Genomic DNA, 17,760 nt, shown 5'->3' on the forward strand with positions numbered 1-17,760 from the left:
TCAAAATGACCAGGACGCAAGCGGTTTCATTCTCGAGGACGGGCGGGCCGGAGGTCTTCGAATATGGCGACGTCGATCTTTCCGAGCCTCTAGCGGGCGAGGTGCAAATCAGGCACGCGGCAATCGGCCTCAATTTCATCGACGTCTATTTTCGCAACGGCAGCTACAAGGTGCCGCACCTGCCATTCGTGACCGGCAAGGAGGGCGCCGGCACCGTGACGGCGGTCGGTCCTGGCGTCGAGGATTTCAAGGTCGGAGATCGTGTCGCCTATGCCGGCGCCGACGGCGCCTATAGCAGCGAACGCAACATCGAGACCCGGCATCTCGTCCATGTGCCTGACGGCATAAAGCTCGAAACGGCGGCGGCGATGATGCTGAAGGGCATGACCGCCGAATATCTGCTCAACCGCACCTTCAAGGTCGGCCCTCAGACGGTGCTGCTGTTTCATGCCGCGGCCGGCGGCGTCGGGCTGATCGCCGGGCAGTGGGCAAAGGCGCTCGGCGCCACCGTTATTGGAACGGCAGGCTCTGAGGATAAGGTCGAACTGGCGCTTGCCCACGGCTACGACCATGTAATCAACTACAAGAGCGAAGATTTTGTCAGCCGTGTCCGCGAAATATCAGCCGGCAAGGGCGTGGATGTCGTCTACGATTCGATTGGCCGCGACACTTTTCCACAGTCGCTCGACTGCCTGAAGCCGCGCGGTTTTTTTGTCTCATTCGGCCAATCTTCCGGGCCGATCGAGAATTTCACGCTCTCCGCGCTGGCGCAGAGGGGTTCACTCTTTGCGACGCGGCCGACCCTCTTCACCTACGTCGCCGCCCGCCAGGAACTGATCGACAGTGCAAACGCGCTATTTGATGTTGTGCAAAGCAACAAAGTGCGTATCAATGTCAATCAAACCTATCCGCTGCGTGAGGTTGGGCGGGCTCACGCGGATCTGGAAGCAAGAAAAACAACAGGAACGACGCTGCTGATTCCATGAGATCCGAACGGACCGGTTGGCAGAAGAAATGAGGGGAACGTGTCGCCATTGAATGTACCGGATTCCGGTGCGTTGTTATCGGTCCAGAAGCTGACCAAGTTTTTCGGCGGCTTTGCTGCCTGCAATGAAATCGATCTCGATCTGGCGCCGGGCGAAATTCACGCGCTTCTCGGCGAAAATGGCGCAGGCAAATCCACGCTGGTGAAGATGCTGTTTGGTGTCCTGGAGCCGACGGATGGGCAAATCCTCTGGCAGGGCAGGCCGGTCTCGATCACGTCGCCGGGCGAAGCTCGCAAGCTCGGCATCGGCATGGTTTTCCAGCACTTTTCTCTGTTCGAGGCACTGACGGTCGCCGAAAACATCGCGCTATCGCTCGATGACGCCATCCCGATCGACAGGATCGCCGAGGAGGCGAGAGCGCTGTCGGTGGCTTACGGCCTGCCGCTCGATCCGCATGCCCATGTTGCCGATCTCTCGGTCGGCGAGCGTCAGCGCATCGAGATCGTCAGGGCGCTGCTGCAAAACCCCAAGCTGATCATCCTCGACGAGCCGACCTCGGTGCTGACGCCGCAGGAAGCGGACAAGTTGTTCGAGACGCTGTTCAAGCTGCGCGCCGAAGGCCGTTCGGTTCTCTATATCAGCCACCGCCTGGAAGAGGTGCAGCGCATCTGCGATCGCGCCACCGTGCTGCGCCATGGCCGCGTGACCGGCGCTTGCGATCCGAAGCGGGAAACGCCGGCCTCGCTTGCCCGCATGATGGTCGGCAGCGAGGTGGCGACCGTTACCCACCCTGAGCGCAGCGACAAGGGCGAGGTGCAGCTTGCAGTCGCCAATCTTTCCGTCGCGGCGCGCACGCCCTTCGCCATGCCGCTGCGTGACGTGTCTATGATCGTGCGCTCAGGCGAAATCCTCGCCATTGCCGGTGTGGCGGGCAACGGGCAGAGCGAACTCTTCGATGCTCTCTCCGGCGAATATCCGATCGCGTCGGCCGAGGCGATCGTCATCCGCAAGAAGCCCGTGGGCAATCAGGGCATTACCGCCCGCCGTCTCCTCGGCGCCGGCTTCGTGCCGGAGGAGCGTCATGGCCATGCCGCCGTCTCGGCCATGAAACTGTCGGATAATCTCGTCCTTGCCCGCAGCCAGTCGGACCGTAAGGCGTTTCTCGGCCTGCTCGGCATCATCCGCCACGGCGCGGTGAAGTCTGCCGCAAGGCGCATTTCGGAGGCCATGGATGTCCGCAAGAGCGGCGATGATCCTGCCGCCGGTTCGCTCTCCGGCGGCAATTTGCAGAAATTCATCGTCGGCCGCGAGCTCGACCGCCAGCCCGCCGTGCTCGTGGTCAACCAACCGACCTGGGGTGTGGATGCAGGCGCCGCGAGCCGCATCCGCCAGGCCTTGGTCGATCTTGCGAGAAGCGGTTCGGCAGTCGTCGTCATCAGCCAGGATCTCGACGAGATCTTCGAAGTAGCGACCGATATTGCCGTCATCTCGGAAGGCCGTCTTTCCAGGCCGTTTCCGGCGGGCGAACTGACGCGCGAAAAGATCGGCCTGCTGATGGGCGGCTTGCACGAGAGCGGTTCTGCCGCGGAGGCAGCTCATGCGCATTGAACTTGAAAAACGTCCCGACGTCTCGAAACTCTTCGGCGTCGTCTCGCCGCTCCTTGCCCTTGTCCTGACGCTGATTTTCGGCGCTATCATGTTCGCCATGCTTGGCAAGGATCCGGTCGAGGCGCTGGATGCCTTCTTCGTCGAGCCGCTGCTCGAGGTCTGGTCGCTGCACGAACTGGCGATCAAGGCCGCACCCCTGATCCTGATCGCCGTCGGTCTTGCCGTCTGTTATCGCTCGAACAACTGGAATATCGGCGCCGAAGGCCAGTTCACCATCGGCGCCATCACCGGCTCCTATCTGCCGATCGTCTTCTACGACTGGCATTCGCCGCTCGTGCTGCCGCTGATGCTGATCGCAGGTGCGCTCGGCGGCGCGCTTTTCGCGGCCATTCCGGCGCTTCTGAAGGCGCACTTCAACACCAACGAGATCCTGACGTCGCTGATGCTGGTCTATATCGCCCAGCTCTTCCTCGATTGGCTGATTCGCGGCGCTTGGCGCGATCCAAAGGGTTTCAACTTTCCCGTCTCTCGCGATTTTGCCCCGGAAGCAGTGCTGCCGGCGATCTGGGAAGAATCGGGCCGGGCCCATTGGGCCTTCATCTTCGCCATCGTCGCCGCGGTCGGCGTCTGGTTCATGCTGCGTTATACGCTGAAGGGCTTCGAGATCGTCGTGCTCGGCCAGTCGGAGCGGGCAGGGCGCTTTGCCGGCTTCTCTTCGAAGAAGATGATCTGGTTCAGTTTCCTCTTCTCCGGCGCGCTCGCCGGTCTCGCCGGCATTTGCGAGGTCTCCGGCTCAATCGGCCACCTGCAGCCGGCGATCTCGCCGGGCTATGGTTTCAGCGCCATCATCGTCGCCTTCCTTGGCCGCCTCAATCCGCTCGGCATCATCGCCTCGGGCCTGGTGCTGGCCCTCACATATCTCGGCGGCGAGGCAGCACAGCTTTCGATCGGCGTTTCGGACAAGGTCACGCGCGTCTTCCAGGGGCTGCTGCTGTTCTTCGTGCTCTCCTGTGACACGCTGATCTATTATAAAATCCGCATCGTCTGGTCGCGGGTAAGGGGCGGCGCTGCATGAGCATCTTCGAAGCCATTCTCCTGACGGTCATCACCGCCTCCACGCCGCTTGTCATCGCGGCACTCGGCGAATTGGTGACGGAGCGCTCCGGCGTCCTCAATCTCGGCGTCGAAGGCATGATGATCATGGGCGCGGTCGCCGCTTTCGCTGGCGCCCAGATGTCGGGCTCACCCTATGTCGGCATCATATGCGGCATCGTCGCCGGCGCGCTTTTCTCGCTGCTCTTCGCCTTCCTGACGCTCACCCTCGTAGCGAACCAGGTGGCGACCGGTCTGGCGTTGACCCTTCTCGGCCTTGGCGCATCCGGCCAGTTGGGCGAACCCTTCGTCAGCGTGCCCGGCATCCGGCTGGAAGAGATCACCATTCCTGTTTTTTCCGATATTCCTGTCATCGGCCCGGTTCTTTTCAAGCAGGATCTGATCTTCTATCTGTCGATCGCGCTGGTGTTTGCCGTCAGCTGGTTTCTGTTCCGCAGCCGGACCGGGCTGAAGCTTCGGGCGATCGGCGACAATCACGGTTCGGCCCATGCGCTCGGCATTCATGTCATCCGCACGCGATATCTCGCGGTGATGTTCGGCGGCGCCTGTGCCGGTCTTGCCGGCGCGCAGCTTTCGCTCGTCTATACCCCGCAATGGGTGGAGAACATGTCGGCCGGCCGCGGCTGGATCACGCTCGCGCTTGTCGTTTTCGCATCCTGGCGGCCCTGGCGGGTTTTTGCCGGCGGCTATCTCTTCGGCGCGGTCACGATCCTGCAGCTTCACGCGCAGGCCTTCGGTCTCGGCATTCCCTCGCAGTTCCTCTCGATGCTGCCCTATGCCGCGACTATTGTGGTTCTCATCGTCATTTCCCATAATCGGCGCACGACGTTGATCAATACGCCCGCGTCGCTTGGAAAAGCCTTCGTACCGGAGCGATAAAGCAACAACATAAGACGGGTTTCCGGAATAACTTCAAACCAACAGGGGTCACCATGAAGAAGTTCGCATTCACCCTTGCCGCCTCGGCTGCCGCCGTGATCGGCATCTCCGCCGCCGCTCAGGCGGCTGACAAGACGAAGGTCTGCTTCGTCTATGTCGGTTCGCATACCGACGGCGGTTATTCGCAGGCGCACGATCTCGGCCGCCAGCAGGTCCAGGCCGAGTTCGGCGACAAGATCGATACGCCTTACCTCGAAAACGTGCCGGAAGGCCCGGATGCCGAGCGCGCCATCGAGCGCCTGGCCCGTTCCGGCTGCAAGCTGATCTTCACGACCTCCTTCGGCTTCATGGATGCGACCGTGAAGGTTGCCGCCAAGTTCCCGAAGGTCAAGTTCGAGCACGGCACCGGCTACAAGTCCGGCCCGAATCTTGCGACCTACAACTCGCGCTTCTATGAAGGCCGCTACATCCTCGGTCAGATCGCCGCCAAGACCTCGAAAAATCACGGCGCCGCCTATATCGCTTCCTTCCCAATTCCCGAAGTCGTGATGGGCATCAACTCCTTCGAGCAGGGCGCAAAGTCGATCGACCCGAGCTTCAAGCTGAAGGTGATCTGGGTCAACACCTGGTTCGACCCCGGCAAGGAAGCCGATGCCGCCAAGGCGATGATCGACCAGGGCGTCGACGTGCTGACGCAGCATACCGACACGACCGCGCCGATGCAGGTTGCCGAGGAGCGCGGCATCCATGCTTTCGGCCAGGCTACCGACATGATTGCAGCCGGCCCCAAGGCACAGCTGACGGCGATCGTCGATACCTGGGGTGCCTACTACTCCAAGCGCGTTCACGCGCTTCTCGACGGTACCTGGAAGTCCGAGCAGAGCTGGGACGGCCTGAAGGACGGCATCCTGAAGATGGCGCCCTATACCAATATGCCCGACGACGTGAAGAAAATGGCCGAGGAAACCGAAGCCAAGATCAAATCAGGCGAACTGCATCCCTTCACCGGCCCGATCAACAAGCAGGACGGCACGCCCTGGCTGAAGGCCGGCGAGAAAGCCGATGACGGCACGCTTCTCGGCATGAATTTCTATGTCGAAGGCGTCGACGACAAGCTGCCGGCGCAATAAACAACACGCAATTCGCAGTTGCGAAGAGCGCCCCTTGTGGGCGCTCTTTTTTTCGCGGCGTATGCGAAGATTCCGATTTACAAAAGTAATACTATATGATTTTTTGACCCTGCGCCGCGAGATGCGGCATTGGGAGGAAATCATGAAATTGAAGACTGCACTTTTGAGTGCCACGATTCTTGCTGCCTGCATGTTCGGTTCGGCTTCGGCTGCCGGCTTGACCGTCGGCTTCTCGCAGATCGGCTCGGAATCGGGCTGGCGTGCGGCTGAAACGACCGTCACCAAGGAACAGGCCAAGAAGCGCGGCATCGATCTGAAGTTTGCCGATGCACAGCAGAAGCAGGAAAACCAGATCAAGGCACTGCGTTCCTTCATTGCTCAGGGCGTCGATGCCATTCTCATTGCTCCTGTCGTCGAAACCGGCTGGGATGACGTTCTCAAGGAAGCCAAGGAAGCCAAGATTCCGGTCATCCTTCTCGACCGCACCATCAAGGCTCCCGACGATCTCTACCTGACGGCGGTTACGTCGGATCTGGTCCATGAAGGCAAGGTTGCAGGCGACTTCCTGGTCAAGACCGTCGGCGACAAGAAGTGCAATGTCGTCGAGCTGCAGGGCACGACCGGCTCCTCGCCGGCCATCGCCCGCAAGAAGGGCTTCGAAGAGGCTCTCGCCGGCCACGACAACCTGAAGATCGTTCGCAGCCAGACCGGTGACTTCACCCGCACCAAGGGCAAGGAAGTCATGGAAAGCTTCCTGAAGGCCGAGAATGGCGGCAAGGATATCTGCGCTCTCTACGCCCATAACGACGACATGGCCGTCGGCGCCATCCAGGCGATCAAGGAAGCCGGCCTGAAGCCCGGCAAAGATATCCTCGTCGTCTCCATCGACGCCGTGCCGGATATTTTCAAGGCTATGTCTGAAGGCGAGTCCAATGCCACGGTCGAGCTGACGCCGAACATGGCAGGCCCGGCCTTCGATGCGCTCGAAGCCTATCTGAAGGACAAGAAGGCTCCGCCGAAGTGGATCCAGACCGAGTCCAAGCTTTACACGCCTGCCGACCAGCCGTTGAAGGTCTACGACGAGAAGAAGGGTCAGGGCTACTGATTTGAACCTGGAACCGCACCGGCCCATCATGGGCCGGTGCGGAACTGTCAGTGCTGGGCCGGGCATCATGTCCGGTTTTGGCGCAGGCATAAGGCGCAATATCAGGAAACCGCAGCCCTCATGGTTCACAATTTCGAGAATATTCTCGCAGCCTCCGGCATATCGAAATTCTTCCCCGGCGCTGTCGCCCTGGACAAGGTGGATTTCACGCTGCGCCGTGGTGAGGTTCATGCATTGCTCGGCGAAAACGGCGCCGGCAAGTCCACGCTGATCAAGTGCATTACCGGCGCCTACCATCGTGACGGCGGCAGCCTGACGCTGGACGGCCACGAAATCAATCCGGCCAATACGCTCGCCGCCCAGAAGCTCGGCATCGGTACCGTTTACCAGGAGGTCAATCTCCTCGCCAATCTGAGTGTGGCAGAAAACCTCTTTCTCGGACGCCAGCCGCGGCGTTTCGGCATGACAGACGTCCGCGCGATGAACCGCAAGGCGCGCGACCTGCTTGCCGGCTACGGCATGGATATCGACGTGACTGCCGAACTCGGGCGTTTCTCCGTCGCCGTGCAGCAGGTGGTCGCCATCGCTCGTGCCGTCGATCTCTCCGGCAAGGTGCTGATCCTCGATGAGCCCACGGCAAGCCTTGATAGTCACGAAGTGGCGCTGCTCTTCCGCATCATCGAGGACCTGAAGAAACGCGGACTCGGCATCGTCTTCATCACCCATTTCCTTGAGCAGGTTTATGCAATCAGCGATCGCATTACCGTGCTGCGCAACGGCAAGCTTGTCGGCACCCGCGACGCCGCCGATCTGCCGCGCCAGGGCCTGATCGCCATGATGCTCGGCCGCGAACTGGCGCATGTCGAGGAGGAGGCGAAGGAACGCAGCCTCGCGGCAGGTGACGTCCGATACCGTTTCGCGGGCTACGGCAAACGCGGTAAGGTCAAACCCTTCGACCTCGAGGTGCGCGCCGGAGAGGTGGTCGGCGTTGCCGGCCTGCTCGGCTCCGGTCGTACGGAAACAGCCGAACTCCTTTTTGGCATCGAACATGCCGATAGCGGCAGCGTCACAATCGACGGCCAGCCGGTGACGCTTTCGAGCCCGCGCGCGGCAATTGAAAAGGGTTTTGGCTTCTGCCCCGAGGACCGGAAGACCGATGGCATCATCGGCGACCTGTCGATCAGGGAGAATATTGCGCTCGCCCTCCAGGCCCGCCGCGGCTGGACGCGGCCGCTTTCCCGCGCCGAGCAGAACGCGCTCGCCGATCGTTACATCAAGGCGCTCGATATCCGTACGACCGATCGCGAGAAGCCGATCCGATTGCTCTCCGGCGGCAACCAGCAGAAGGCGATCCTCGCCCGGTGGCTGGCGACCAATCCGAAGTTTCTGATCCTCGACGAGCCGACCCGCGGCATCGATGTCGGCGCCCATGCCGAAATCATCCGGCTGATCGAAAAGCTCTGCGCGGACGGAATGTCGTTGATCGTAATTTCCTCGGAACTTGAAGAGCTTGTCGCCTATAGTTCACGTGTCATCGTACTTCGTGACAGGCAGCATATCGCCGAGCTTACAGGCGAACGTATCACGGCGGCAGGCATCGTCGAAGCCATTGCCGCCGCCGAGCATAAGATGGAGGAGGCATGAAGTCCTCGCTGAAGGCGCTGGCCTATCGCCTGGCGCCGCAATTGATCGCGCTCGTTGTCATTCTTTTGTTGAATTTCATAACGTCGCCGCAGTTTTTTAATGTCGTGGTTCAAAACGGACGCCTCTACGGCAGTCTGATCGACGTGCTGAATCGCGGCGCGCCGGTAGCGCTCCTGGCGATCGGCATGACGCTAGTGATTGCTACCAAGGGCATCGACCTTTCCGTCGGTGCGGTCGTCGCCATCTGCGGCGCCGTCGCCGCATCATCGATTGTCGCAGGGAATTCAGTTCCTTACACCATTATCCTGACGTTGGCGATCGGACTTGCCTGTGGTGTCTGGAATGGCTTTTTGGTGGCTGTCCTCAACATCCAGCCGATCATCGCCACGCTGGTGCTGATGGTCGCCGGCCGCGGCATCGCCCAACTCATCACCGAAGGCGCTATTCTGACCTTCAACAATGACGGCCTGATCTTCTTCGGCAGCGGCTCCATGGCTCTCCTGCCGATGCCCGTCATCATCTGGTTTCTCGTCGGCCTGCTCGTCATCCTGCTCGTCCGCCGCACGGCGCTCGGCATGCTGCTCGAGGCTGTCGGCATCAATCGGCGCGCCAGCACGCTTTCAGGCATTCAGACGCCGGTGCTGCTGATGGCCGTCTACATGCTGAGTGGCCTCTGCGCCTCGATTGCCGGCATCATCGTTGCTGCCGATATCAAGGGCGCCGATGCCAACAATGCCGGCCTCTGGCTTGAACTCGACGCCATCCTTGCCGTCGTCGTCGGCGGCAATTCACTGCTCGGCGGTCGCTTCAGCATTCTCGGATCGCTGATCGGCGCAATGATCATTCAGGCGGTGAATACCGGTATCCTGTCTTCCGGCTTCCCGCCGGAATTCAACCTGATCATCAAGGCCATCATCATCATCGTGATCCTCGTCATCCAGTCGCCGGCGGTGCAATCACTCGCCATCTTCGCCAGCCGCAGGCAGGCCGCCATGGAGCAGCCGAAATGAACTCCAAATACCTGCCGCTGCTTGCGACCATCGTCATCTTCGTGCTCGCCTATGCCGGCTGCACGCTGCAATATCCGAACATGCTGTCGACGCGCGTCATCGGTAATCTCTTGACCGACAACGCCTTCCTCGGCATCGCCGCCGTCGGCATGACCTTCGTCATCATTTCGGGCGGCATCGATCTGTCGATCGGTTCGGTCATCGCCTTCACCGGCGTCTTCCTCGCGGTGATCCTGCAGAAGACCTCGATCCATCCACTGCTCGCCTTCGCGCTGGTACTGGTCATCACCACCGCCTTCGGCGCCATCATGGGAGCGATCATCCACTATCTCGAAATGCCGGCCTTCATCGTCACGCTTGCGGGCATGTTCCTGGCGCGCGGCATGGCCTTCGTGCTCTCCATCGACAGCATCCCGATCGACCACGAATATTATTCGACGCTGACGAGCCTCTATTACCGTCTTCCCGGTGGCGGACGGCTGACGCTGATCGGCGGCATCATGCTTCTGGTCTTTGCCGCCGGCGTCTTCATCGCCCACCGCACCCGCTTCGGCACAAACGTATATGCACTCGGCGGCGGCCCGCAGACGGCGCGGCTGATGGGCGTTCCGGTCGGCCGCACGACGATTCAGATCTATGCGCTGTCGGGTTTTCTGGCGGGCCTATCCGGGATCGTATTTTCGCTGTACACCTCTGCTGGATATTCGCTTGCGGCAGTCGGCGTCGAACTCGATGCTATCGCTGCAGTCGTTATCGGGGGGACGCTGCTGACCGGAGGAGCGGGATTCGTGGCGGGAACTTTGATCGGTATCCTGATCCAGGGGCTCATTCAGACCTACATCACCTTCGACGGCACACTGTCGAGCTGGTGGACCAAGATCCTGATCGGGCTTCTGCTGTTTGCATTCATCCTGATGCAGAAAGCCATCCTGTTCCTTTCCAGTCTGAACAAGAGGTATGCCTGAGGGAGGACGGGACACTTGCGCAACAAAGTGATCGAGACACGCAAGACAGGGCGCAGAACCCGAACGAGCCACGCGCAGGTCGTCGACGAACTCGGCAAGGCGATCGTCGCCGGCACCTATCCTGTCGGCTCGATCCTGCCGGGCGATACCGAACTGGCGCAACGTTTCAAGGTGTCTCGCACCGTGCTGCGTGAGACGATGAAGACGCTCGCCGCCAAGGGCATGATCGTCGCCAAGGCGCGGGTCGGCACGCGCGTGACCGAGAAAAACCTCTGGAACATGTTCGACAGCGAGATCATCGCCTGGCATTTCGACAACGGTGTGACAGAAGAGTTCCTGCTGCAGCTTTACGATATCCGTCTCGCCGTCGAGCCCTTCGCCGCCGGTCTCGTCACCGAACGGGCGAATGCCGAGGATATCGAGATGCTGCGCGGGCTTGCGCTCGAGATGGCGGCGACCGGCCACACCGCCGACAGCCTGGCGCTCGCCGACCTTCGTTTTCACCTGGCGATCGCCGAGGCCTCGCACAACCCTTTCATGCGCACCCTCGGCAGCCTGATCGAAGCGGCTCTCGTCGGCATGTTCCGCATCAGTACGCCGCCCTCCGAAAATGGCTTCGCCAATATCGCCGACACCCACATGCGCATCGTTGATGCCATCGTTTCCGGCGACAGCGCGGCCGCACGCCACGCGATGGAACTCGTCATCCTGGATGGCCGCCATCACGTTCATGAAGCCTTCGCGGCCCATGGATCTCCTGCGGTCATGGAGCCGATTTCTCCCGCAATTTGACCTTCGCGAGCGCAGGACAGCACCTTCAATCCGCGCATCATGCTTTCCGAAAATCGATTCCGATTTCAGGAATTATGCAGTATGAGGCAGCAAAGCCGCCTCTTGGCGTGGATTCGCGGAGCAAATCATGGAACGCACTTGTCTTGCCGTCATTCTCGCTGCCGGTGACAGCACGCGGATGAAATCCTCGAAATCGAAGGTGCTGCATCCGGTCGCCGGACGGCCGATGATCGCCCATGTGGTCGATGCGGTGGCCTCCGCCGGCATTTCGTCGGTGGCACTCGTCGTCGGCCGCGATTCCGAAGAGGTGGCGAAGGCCGCAAGCATCGGCGACGTGAGCATCGAAGCCTATCTGCAGAAGGAACGTCTCGGCACCGGCCACGCGGTGCTCGCGGCGCGTGAAGCGATCGCCAAGGGCTATGACGATATTCTGGTCACCTATGGCGACGTGCCGCTTCAGACTGACGGGCCGCTGAAGGCCGCCCGCCAGGGTCTTGCCGATGGCAGCGATATCGTGGTCATCGGCTTCCACACCGACCACCCGACTGGCTATGGCCGACTGCTCGTCAAGGACGGCGAACTCATTGCCATCCGCGAGGAGAAGGACGCGACCGATGCCGAGCGCGCTGTCACCTGGTGCAACAGCGGGCTGATGGCGATCAATGGCCGCAAGGCGCTCGATCTTCTCCAGCGCATCGGCAACGCCAATGCCAAGGGCGAATATTATCTGACCGATCTCGTCGAGATTGCCCGTTCGCTCGGTGGGCGCGTCACCGCCGTCGATGCCCCTGAGATCGAGATGACTGGCTGCAACAACCGCGCCGAACTCGCCGTCATCGAGCGCTTCTGGCAGGAGCGCCGCCGCCATGAGATGATGCTTTCAGGCGTCAGCATGATCGCCCCGGAAACGGTTTTTCTCTCCTATGACACCGTCATTGGCCAGGATGCGCTGATCGAGCCGAACGTCGTCTTCGGCCCAGGCGCGGTGATCGACAGCGGCGCTGTCATTCATGCCTTCTCGCATATCGAGGGCGCCCATGTCCGTGAGGGCGCGACGGTCGGACCCTTCGCGCGGCTGAGGCCCGGTGCCGATCTCGGCAACGGCTCGAAGGTCGGCAATTTCTGCGAGGTGAAAAACGGCCGGCTCGGCGAGGGTGCCAAGGTCAACCATCTCACCTATATCGGCGATGCCGTTATCGGCGCCGGAACCAATATCGGCGCAGGTACGATCACCTGCAACTATGACGGCGTCAACAAGAGCGAGACGGTGATCGGCGAGAACGCCTTCATCGGCTCCAACTCCTCGCTGGTGGCGCCGGTGACGATCGGCGATGGTGCCTATATCGCTTCGGGCAGCGTCATCACCGTCGACGTGCCGGCCGACGCGCTGGCGCTGGGCCGCGCCCGCCAAGAGATCAAACCGGGACGCGCGACGCTGCTGCGCGAGCGCGCGCTCGCCATCAAGGCGGCGAAGAAGGCGAAGGGCTGATCCGCCTTGCGTAACCGGCGGAAATTCAAAGTGACCGCCGAGGTGATTGAGAAATAAGCAGGATTCGTTAGGACTGGCCTGGTTGTTGAGGCCTTTTGGGGATATTGCATGTGTGGCATTGTGGGGATCGTCGGAACTCAGCCTGTGGCCGGGCGCCTGGTCGATGCGCTGAAGCGTTTGGAATATCGCGGTTACGATTCCGCCGGCGTTGCCACCATTCATGACGGTGTGATGGATCGCCGCCGCGCCGAGGGCAAGCTCTTCAATCTGGAAAAGCGCCTCGATGCTGAACCGCTGCCCGGCACCGTCGGCATTGCCCATACACGCTGGGCGACCCACGGCGTTCCCAATGAGACCAATGCCCATCCGCATTTCGTCGAAGGCGTCGCCGTCGTCCACAACGGCATCATCGAGAATTTCTCCGAGTTGCGCGACGAGCTGACCGAGGAGGGATCGGTCTTCGAAACCCAGACCGATACCGAGGTGGTCGCTCACCTGATGGCGAAATACCTGCGCGAGGGTCTGGAGCCCCGCGCCGCGATGTTGAAGATGCTGAACCGGGTGACCGGCGCCTATGCGCTCGCCGTCATGCTCAAGGCCGATCCCGGCACGATCATGGCCGCCCGTTCGGGTCCGCCGCTTGCCGTCGGCTATGGCCGCGGCGAGATGTTCCTCGGCTCGGATGCGATCGCGCTCTCGCCCTTCACCAACGAGATCACCTATCTCGTCGACGGCGATTGCGCTGTCCTTACCCGCGACGGCGTATCCGTGCTCGATTTCGCCGGCAAGCCGGTCAATCGCGCCCGCCAGATTTCGCAGGCGACTGCCTATGTCGTCGACAAGGGCAACCACCGCCATTTCATGGAAAAGGAAATCTACGAGCAGCCGGAGGTCATCTCCCATGCGCTCAGCCACTATGTCGATTTCGCCGAGAACACGATCGGCGCCAATGCCGCCGCGATCGACTTCAAGGCGGCGAGTGGACTTGCGATCTCGGCTTGCGGCACCGCCTATCTCGCCGGCCTGGTCGGCAAATACTGGTTCGAGCGTTATGCCCGCCTGCCTGTTGAAATCGACGTCGCCTCCGAATTCCGTTACCGCGAAATGCCGCTCTCGCCGTCTCAGGCAGCACTCTTCATCTCACAATCAGGCGAGACCGCCGATACGCTGGCATCGCTTCGCTATTGCCACGACAACGGGTTGAAGATCGGCGCTGTCGTCAATGTCCGCGAATCGACGATCGCGCGCGAATCTGATGCCGTCTTCCCGATCATGGCGGGTCCCGAAATCGGCGTTGCCTCGACCAAGGCCTTCACCTGCCAGCTTGCCGTGCTGGCGTCGCTGGCGATCGGTGCCGGCAAGGCGCGCGGCACGGTGAGTGCGGAGGAAGAGAAGGCGCTGGTGCGCCATCTCGCCGAGATGCCGCGGATCATGAGCCGGGTGCTGAACCTCATCCAGCCGCAGATGGAAAGCCTGTCGCGCGAATTGTCGAAATGTAAGGACGTGCTCTATCTCGGCCGCGGCACCAGCTTCCCGCTCGCTATGGAAGGCGCGCTGAAGCTCAAGGAAATTTCCTATATCCATGCCGAAGGTTATGCCGCCGGCGAATTGAAACACGGGCCGATTGCGCTGATCGACGAGAACATGCCTGTCATCGTCATCGCCCCTTACGACCGGTTCTTCGACAAGACCGTCTCGAATATGCAGGAAGTTGCAGCCCGCGGCGGCCGCATCATCTTCATCACCGACGAGGCGGGGGCGGCGGCCTCGAAACTGCCGACCATGGCGACCATCATCCTGCCTGTGGTCGACGAAATCATTGCGCCGATGATCTTCTCGCTGCCGATCCAGCTGCTCGCCTATCACACCGCCGTCTTCATGGGCACCGACGTCGATCAGCCGCGCAACCTGGCGAAATCCGTGACAGTGGAATAAGCCTGAAACGCTGTGACCTTCGCGTCGAAACATATTGTGCAGGACCCCGAATTCTGGCAATTTTGGTCGGCGGACAAGGGGGAAAGGCTGGCGTTCCGGCCTGTCCAGGACTGAGATGGAGATCATCAGGAAACGATGACCGACAACACCCTCAGAATGCCGGTCGCGACCCGGCTGAGAAATAATTTTCTCGCGGGCCTTATCATTTGCGCTCCGATCGCGATCACCATCTGGCTGACCTGGACCTTCATCCACTGGTCGGACAGCTGGGTGAGACCCTATATTCCGGCACGCTGGAATCCGGAAAGCTATCTCAATTTTGCCATTCCCGGTTTCGGTCTGCTGATCGCCGTCGTGCTCATCACTGTCGTCGGTTTCCTCGGCAAGAACCTCATCGGCCAGAGCATCGTCCGTTTCGGCGAATCGATCGTTCAGCGCATGCCGCTGGTGCGCACGGTTTACCGAAGCGTGAAGCAGATTTTCGAAACCGTGCTGAAGGAGCAGGCGAACTCCTTCAAGAAGGTCGGCCTCATCGAATATCCCGGTCCCGGCCTCTGGGCGCTGGTTTTCATCGCCACCGACGCCAAGGGCGAAATCGCGTCGAAGTTCAATGCCATGGGCCAGGATATGGTCGCCGTCTTCCTGCCGCCGACGCCGGTGCCGACAGCTGGTTTCCTCGTCTTCGTGCCGCGCGAAAAAATCGTCCTGCTTGATATGTCGCCGGAAGATGCCGCCAAGTTCCTGATTTCAGGCGGGCTGGTCGCCCCTGAGCACAAGCCGTCCGAGCCGAAGCAGAAGCATCTGCCGCGGCCGAAGCCGGTGGCGGTTTCCAAAGCGGATTGATGCATGTCGCCCAAAAGTGTCAGCGGTTTTGGGATAACGACATGCATGAAACAAAGACTTAAAGCGCGCCGCAGCGCGCTTTATCCTGCCCTCAGGAACCTGATCGCCTCGTCTCGGCGGAAGAGATAGAGCAGGGTGCGGATCGCCTGTCCTCTTTCGCTCGTCAGTTCGGGGTCACGTTCAATCAGATAGGCGGCGTCCTTGCGGGCGATCTCGAGGAGATCTGCATGTGCTTCCAAGCTGGCGATGCGGAAGCCCGGCGTGCCGGATTGCCTTGTGCCGAGCAACTCGCCTTCGCCGCGTAGCTTGAGGTCTTCTTCGGCGATACGGAAGCCATCTTCGGTCTCGCGCATGATCGAAAGCCTGGCGTGGCCGGTCTCGCCGAGCGGCCCCTTGTAGAGCAGGATGCAGGTGGAGGCCTCATCTCCGCGCCCGACGCGCCCGCGCAGCTGATGCAATTGCGCCAGGCCGAAACGCTCGGCATGTTCGATCACCATGATCGTCGCATCCGGCACATCGACACCGACTTCGACGACAGTCGTGGCGACGAGCAGCCTGATGTCGCCATTCTTGAACGCCATCATCGCCGCGTCCTTCTCCGGCCCGCTCATGCGGCCATGGATGAGACCGATGCCGGGACCGAGCGCGGAGACGAGCGTCGCATGCCGTTCTTCAGCCGACATCAGGTCAAGCTCTTCGGATTCCTCAACCAGTGGGCAGATCCAGTAGGCCTTCTTGCCCTCGGCAATCGCGCTTTGCAGCCGCCCGACGATCTCGCCGGTTCGTTCCATCGGCACGGTGATCGTCTGGATCGGCTTGCGGCCGGCCGGTTTCTCGGTGAGCTTGGAGACGTCCATATCGCCAAAGGCGGCAAGCACCAGCGTGCGCGGGATCGGCGTTGCCGTCATGACAAGCATGTGCGGCGAGATGCCCTTGGCCGTCAGCCGCAAACGCTGATGCACGCCGAAACGATGCTGTTCGTCGACGACGGCAAGCATCAGATTGGCGTAGGTGACGCTGTCCTGGAACAGCGCATGCGTGCCGATGACGATCTGGGCCGCACCGGACGCGATACGCTCTTGTATTTCCTCGCGCTCGCGCCCCTTGGTGCGCCCGGTCAGCACCTCGATGCCGAGCCCGGCGGAGGCGGCGAATTTCGAAATCGTTGCATGGTGCTGCCGCGCCAGGATTTCGGTCGGCGCCATCAGCACCGCCTGGCCGCCGCTCTCGATCACGGCCACCATCGCCATCAGCGCCACCAGCGTCTTGCCGGAGCCGACATCGCCCTGCAGCAGCCGCAGCATGCGCTCGTTGCCGGCCATGTCCTTCAAAACCTCGGCGATCGCCTCGTTCTGGCTCGTTGTGAGCGAGAAGGGCAGGCTCTTCACGATCTTGCCGCTGACGGCACCCGTCGCATGCACCGGCTGGCCCGCGACTTTGCGCAGCCGCTGCCGCACGAGGCTGAGCGAAAGTTGGCCGGCGAGGAATTCGTCATAGGCGAGCCGTCGCCGGGCAGGGGCCTGCGGGTCGATATCGGCGGGATCGCGGGGCTCGTGCAGCATGTGGAAGCTGTCGCGGATCGACGGCAGGCCCTCTCTCTGCGCCAGCGAGAGATCGATCCATTCCGGCAGTTCGGGAAAACGCGGCAGTGCGGCGTCGATGATCTTGCGCAGCGTCTTCGGTGAAAGTCCTGCCGTCAGCGGATAGATCGGCTCGACCAGCGGCAGGTTTTCGACCTCGTCGGCCCTGACGATATAGTCGGGATGCACCATCGAGGCGCGACCATTGAACCAGTCGATCTTGCCGCTGACCGTCACCTCCGCATCAATAGGCAGCTGCTTTTCCAGCCATGCCGCCTGTCCCCGGAAGAAGACCAGCGTCAGCTCGCCGGTCTCGTCATGCAGGAACACGCGGTAGGGGATGTTGCTTTTGCCGCGCGGCGGCACCTGATGCCGGTCGACGCGCGCCGTGATCGTCACAATCGCGCCCTGCGGCGCCCGCGCGATCCCCGGCTGGTTGCGCCGGTCGATCAGCGAAAAAGGCGCGTGGAAGATGAGATCGATGACCCGGCAATCCTCCGCCGTCTCACGCCCGAGCAGTTTGACCAACAGCTCGGCGATCTTCGGGCCGACGCCCGGAAGGCCCGATACGGGGGAAAACAAGGGATCGAGAATGGCGGGGCGCATGCGGCCAAAATGCGATGAACAATGCGGCCTTGGCAAGGCTGACAAGCCGCTTTCGAGGGTCTATAGAAACGCATC

General features: G+C 61.4%; 14 protein-coding genes. 13 read left to right on the top strand and 1 reads right to left on the bottom strand.

Annotation, left to right across the window (positions count from 1 at the left end):
• The first annotated feature begins 5 nt into the window (after positions 1-5).
• From EFQ99_RS11375 to EFQ99_RS11435, 13 genes are all read left to right on the top strand, one after another.
• Positions 6-986: a quinone oxidoreductase family protein gene (locus tag EFQ99_RS11375; protein WP_126921135.1), complete on the top strand. Its 981-nt coding sequence runs from the start codon at positions 6-8 to the stop codon at positions 984-986.
• Positions 987-1,025: 39 nt separating this feature from the next.
• On the top strand, positions 1,026-2,594 hold the full coding sequence (locus tag EFQ99_RS11380) for an ABC transporter ATP-binding protein (protein WP_126921136.1): 1,569 nt from the start codon (positions 1,026-1,028) through the stop codon (positions 2,592-2,594).
• Positions 2,584-3,669: an ABC transporter permease gene (locus EFQ99_RS11385; protein ID WP_126921137.1), complete on the top strand. Its 1,086-nt coding sequence runs from the start codon at positions 2,584-2,586 to the stop codon at positions 3,667-3,669. Before EFQ99_RS11380 ends, EFQ99_RS11385 begins: the two co-directional genes overlap by 11 nt.
• On the top strand, positions 3,666-4,586 hold the full coding sequence (locus EFQ99_RS11390; protein ID WP_126921138.1) for an ABC transporter permease: 921 nt from the start codon (positions 3,666-3,668) through the stop codon (positions 4,584-4,586). Before EFQ99_RS11385 ends, EFQ99_RS11390 begins: the two co-directional genes overlap by 4 nt.
• 53 nt (positions 4,587-4,639) lie before the next feature.
• The gene (locus tag EFQ99_RS11395; protein ID WP_126921139.1) at positions 4,640-5,716 is read left to right on the top strand and encodes a BMP family ABC transporter substrate-binding protein; all 1,077 of its coding nucleotides are present in this window, start codon (positions 4,640-4,642) and stop codon (positions 5,714-5,716) included.
• A gap of 142 nt (positions 5,717-5,858) precedes the next feature.
• The gene (gene ytfQ / locus EFQ99_RS11400; protein WP_126921140.1) at positions 5,859-6,821 is read left to right on the top strand and encodes a galactofuranose ABC transporter, galactofuranose-binding protein YtfQ; all 963 of its coding nucleotides are present in this window, start codon (positions 5,859-5,861) and stop codon (positions 6,819-6,821) included.
• A gap of 120 nt (positions 6,822-6,941) precedes the next feature.
• The gene (gene ytfR / locus EFQ99_RS11405) at positions 6,942-8,465 is read left to right on the top strand and encodes a galactofuranose ABC transporter, ATP-binding protein YtfR (RefSeq protein ID WP_126921141.1); all 1,524 of its coding nucleotides are present in this window, start codon (positions 6,942-6,944) and stop codon (positions 8,463-8,465) included.
• Complete coding sequence (locus EFQ99_RS11410) at positions 8,462-9,475, top strand: ABC transporter permease (protein WP_126921142.1); 1,014 nt, start codon at positions 8,462-8,464, stop codon at positions 9,473-9,475. Before ytfR ends, EFQ99_RS11410 begins: the two co-directional genes overlap by 4 nt.
• Positions 9,472-10,440 carry a galactofuranose ABC transporter, permease protein YjfF gene (gene yjfF, locus EFQ99_RS11415; RefSeq protein ID WP_126921143.1) on the top strand — a complete coding sequence of 323 codons (969 nt, stop codon included), beginning with the start codon at positions 9,472-9,474 and terminating at the stop codon, positions 10,438-10,440. Before EFQ99_RS11410 ends, yjfF begins: the two co-directional genes overlap by 4 nt.
• 15 nt (positions 10,441-10,455) lie before the next feature.
• Complete coding sequence (locus EFQ99_RS11420) at positions 10,456-11,232, top strand: FadR/GntR family transcriptional regulator (RefSeq protein WP_126921144.1); 777 nt, start codon at positions 10,456-10,458, stop codon at positions 11,230-11,232.
• Between the two features lie 127 nt (positions 11,233-11,359).
• Positions 11,360-12,721 carry a bifunctional UDP-N-acetylglucosamine diphosphorylase/glucosamine-1-phosphate N-acetyltransferase GlmU gene (glmU, locus tag EFQ99_RS11425; RefSeq protein ID WP_126921145.1) on the top strand — a complete coding sequence of 454 codons (1,362 nt, stop codon included), beginning with the start codon at positions 11,360-11,362 and terminating at the stop codon, positions 12,719-12,721.
• A gap of 108 nt (positions 12,722-12,829) precedes the next feature.
• Positions 12,830-14,656 carry a glutamine--fructose-6-phosphate transaminase (isomerizing) gene (gene glmS / locus EFQ99_RS11430; protein WP_126921146.1) on the top strand — a complete coding sequence of 609 codons (1,827 nt, stop codon included), beginning with the start codon at positions 12,830-12,832 and terminating at the stop codon, positions 14,654-14,656.
• Between the two features lie 135 nt (positions 14,657-14,791).
• The gene (locus EFQ99_RS11435; protein ID WP_126921147.1) at positions 14,792-15,499 is read left to right on the top strand and encodes a DUF502 domain-containing protein; all 708 of its coding nucleotides are present in this window, start codon (positions 14,792-14,794) and stop codon (positions 15,497-15,499) included.
• Positions 15,500-15,579: 80 nt separating this feature from the next.
• On the opposite strand, the gene recG is transcribed toward EFQ99_RS11435, so the two are convergent.
• A complete protein-coding gene (recG, locus tag EFQ99_RS11440) occupies positions 15,580-17,685 on the bottom strand; it encodes an ATP-dependent DNA helicase RecG (protein ID WP_126921148.1) in 2,106 nt (701 codons plus the stop codon).
• Positions 17,686-17,760: the final 75 nt, after the last annotated feature.

Origin of the sequence: Rhizobium vallis (genome assembly GCF_003985155.1) — a bacterium.
Taxonomy (GTDB): Bacteria; Pseudomonadota; Alphaproteobacteria; order Rhizobiales; family Rhizobiaceae; genus Rhizobium; species Rhizobium vallis.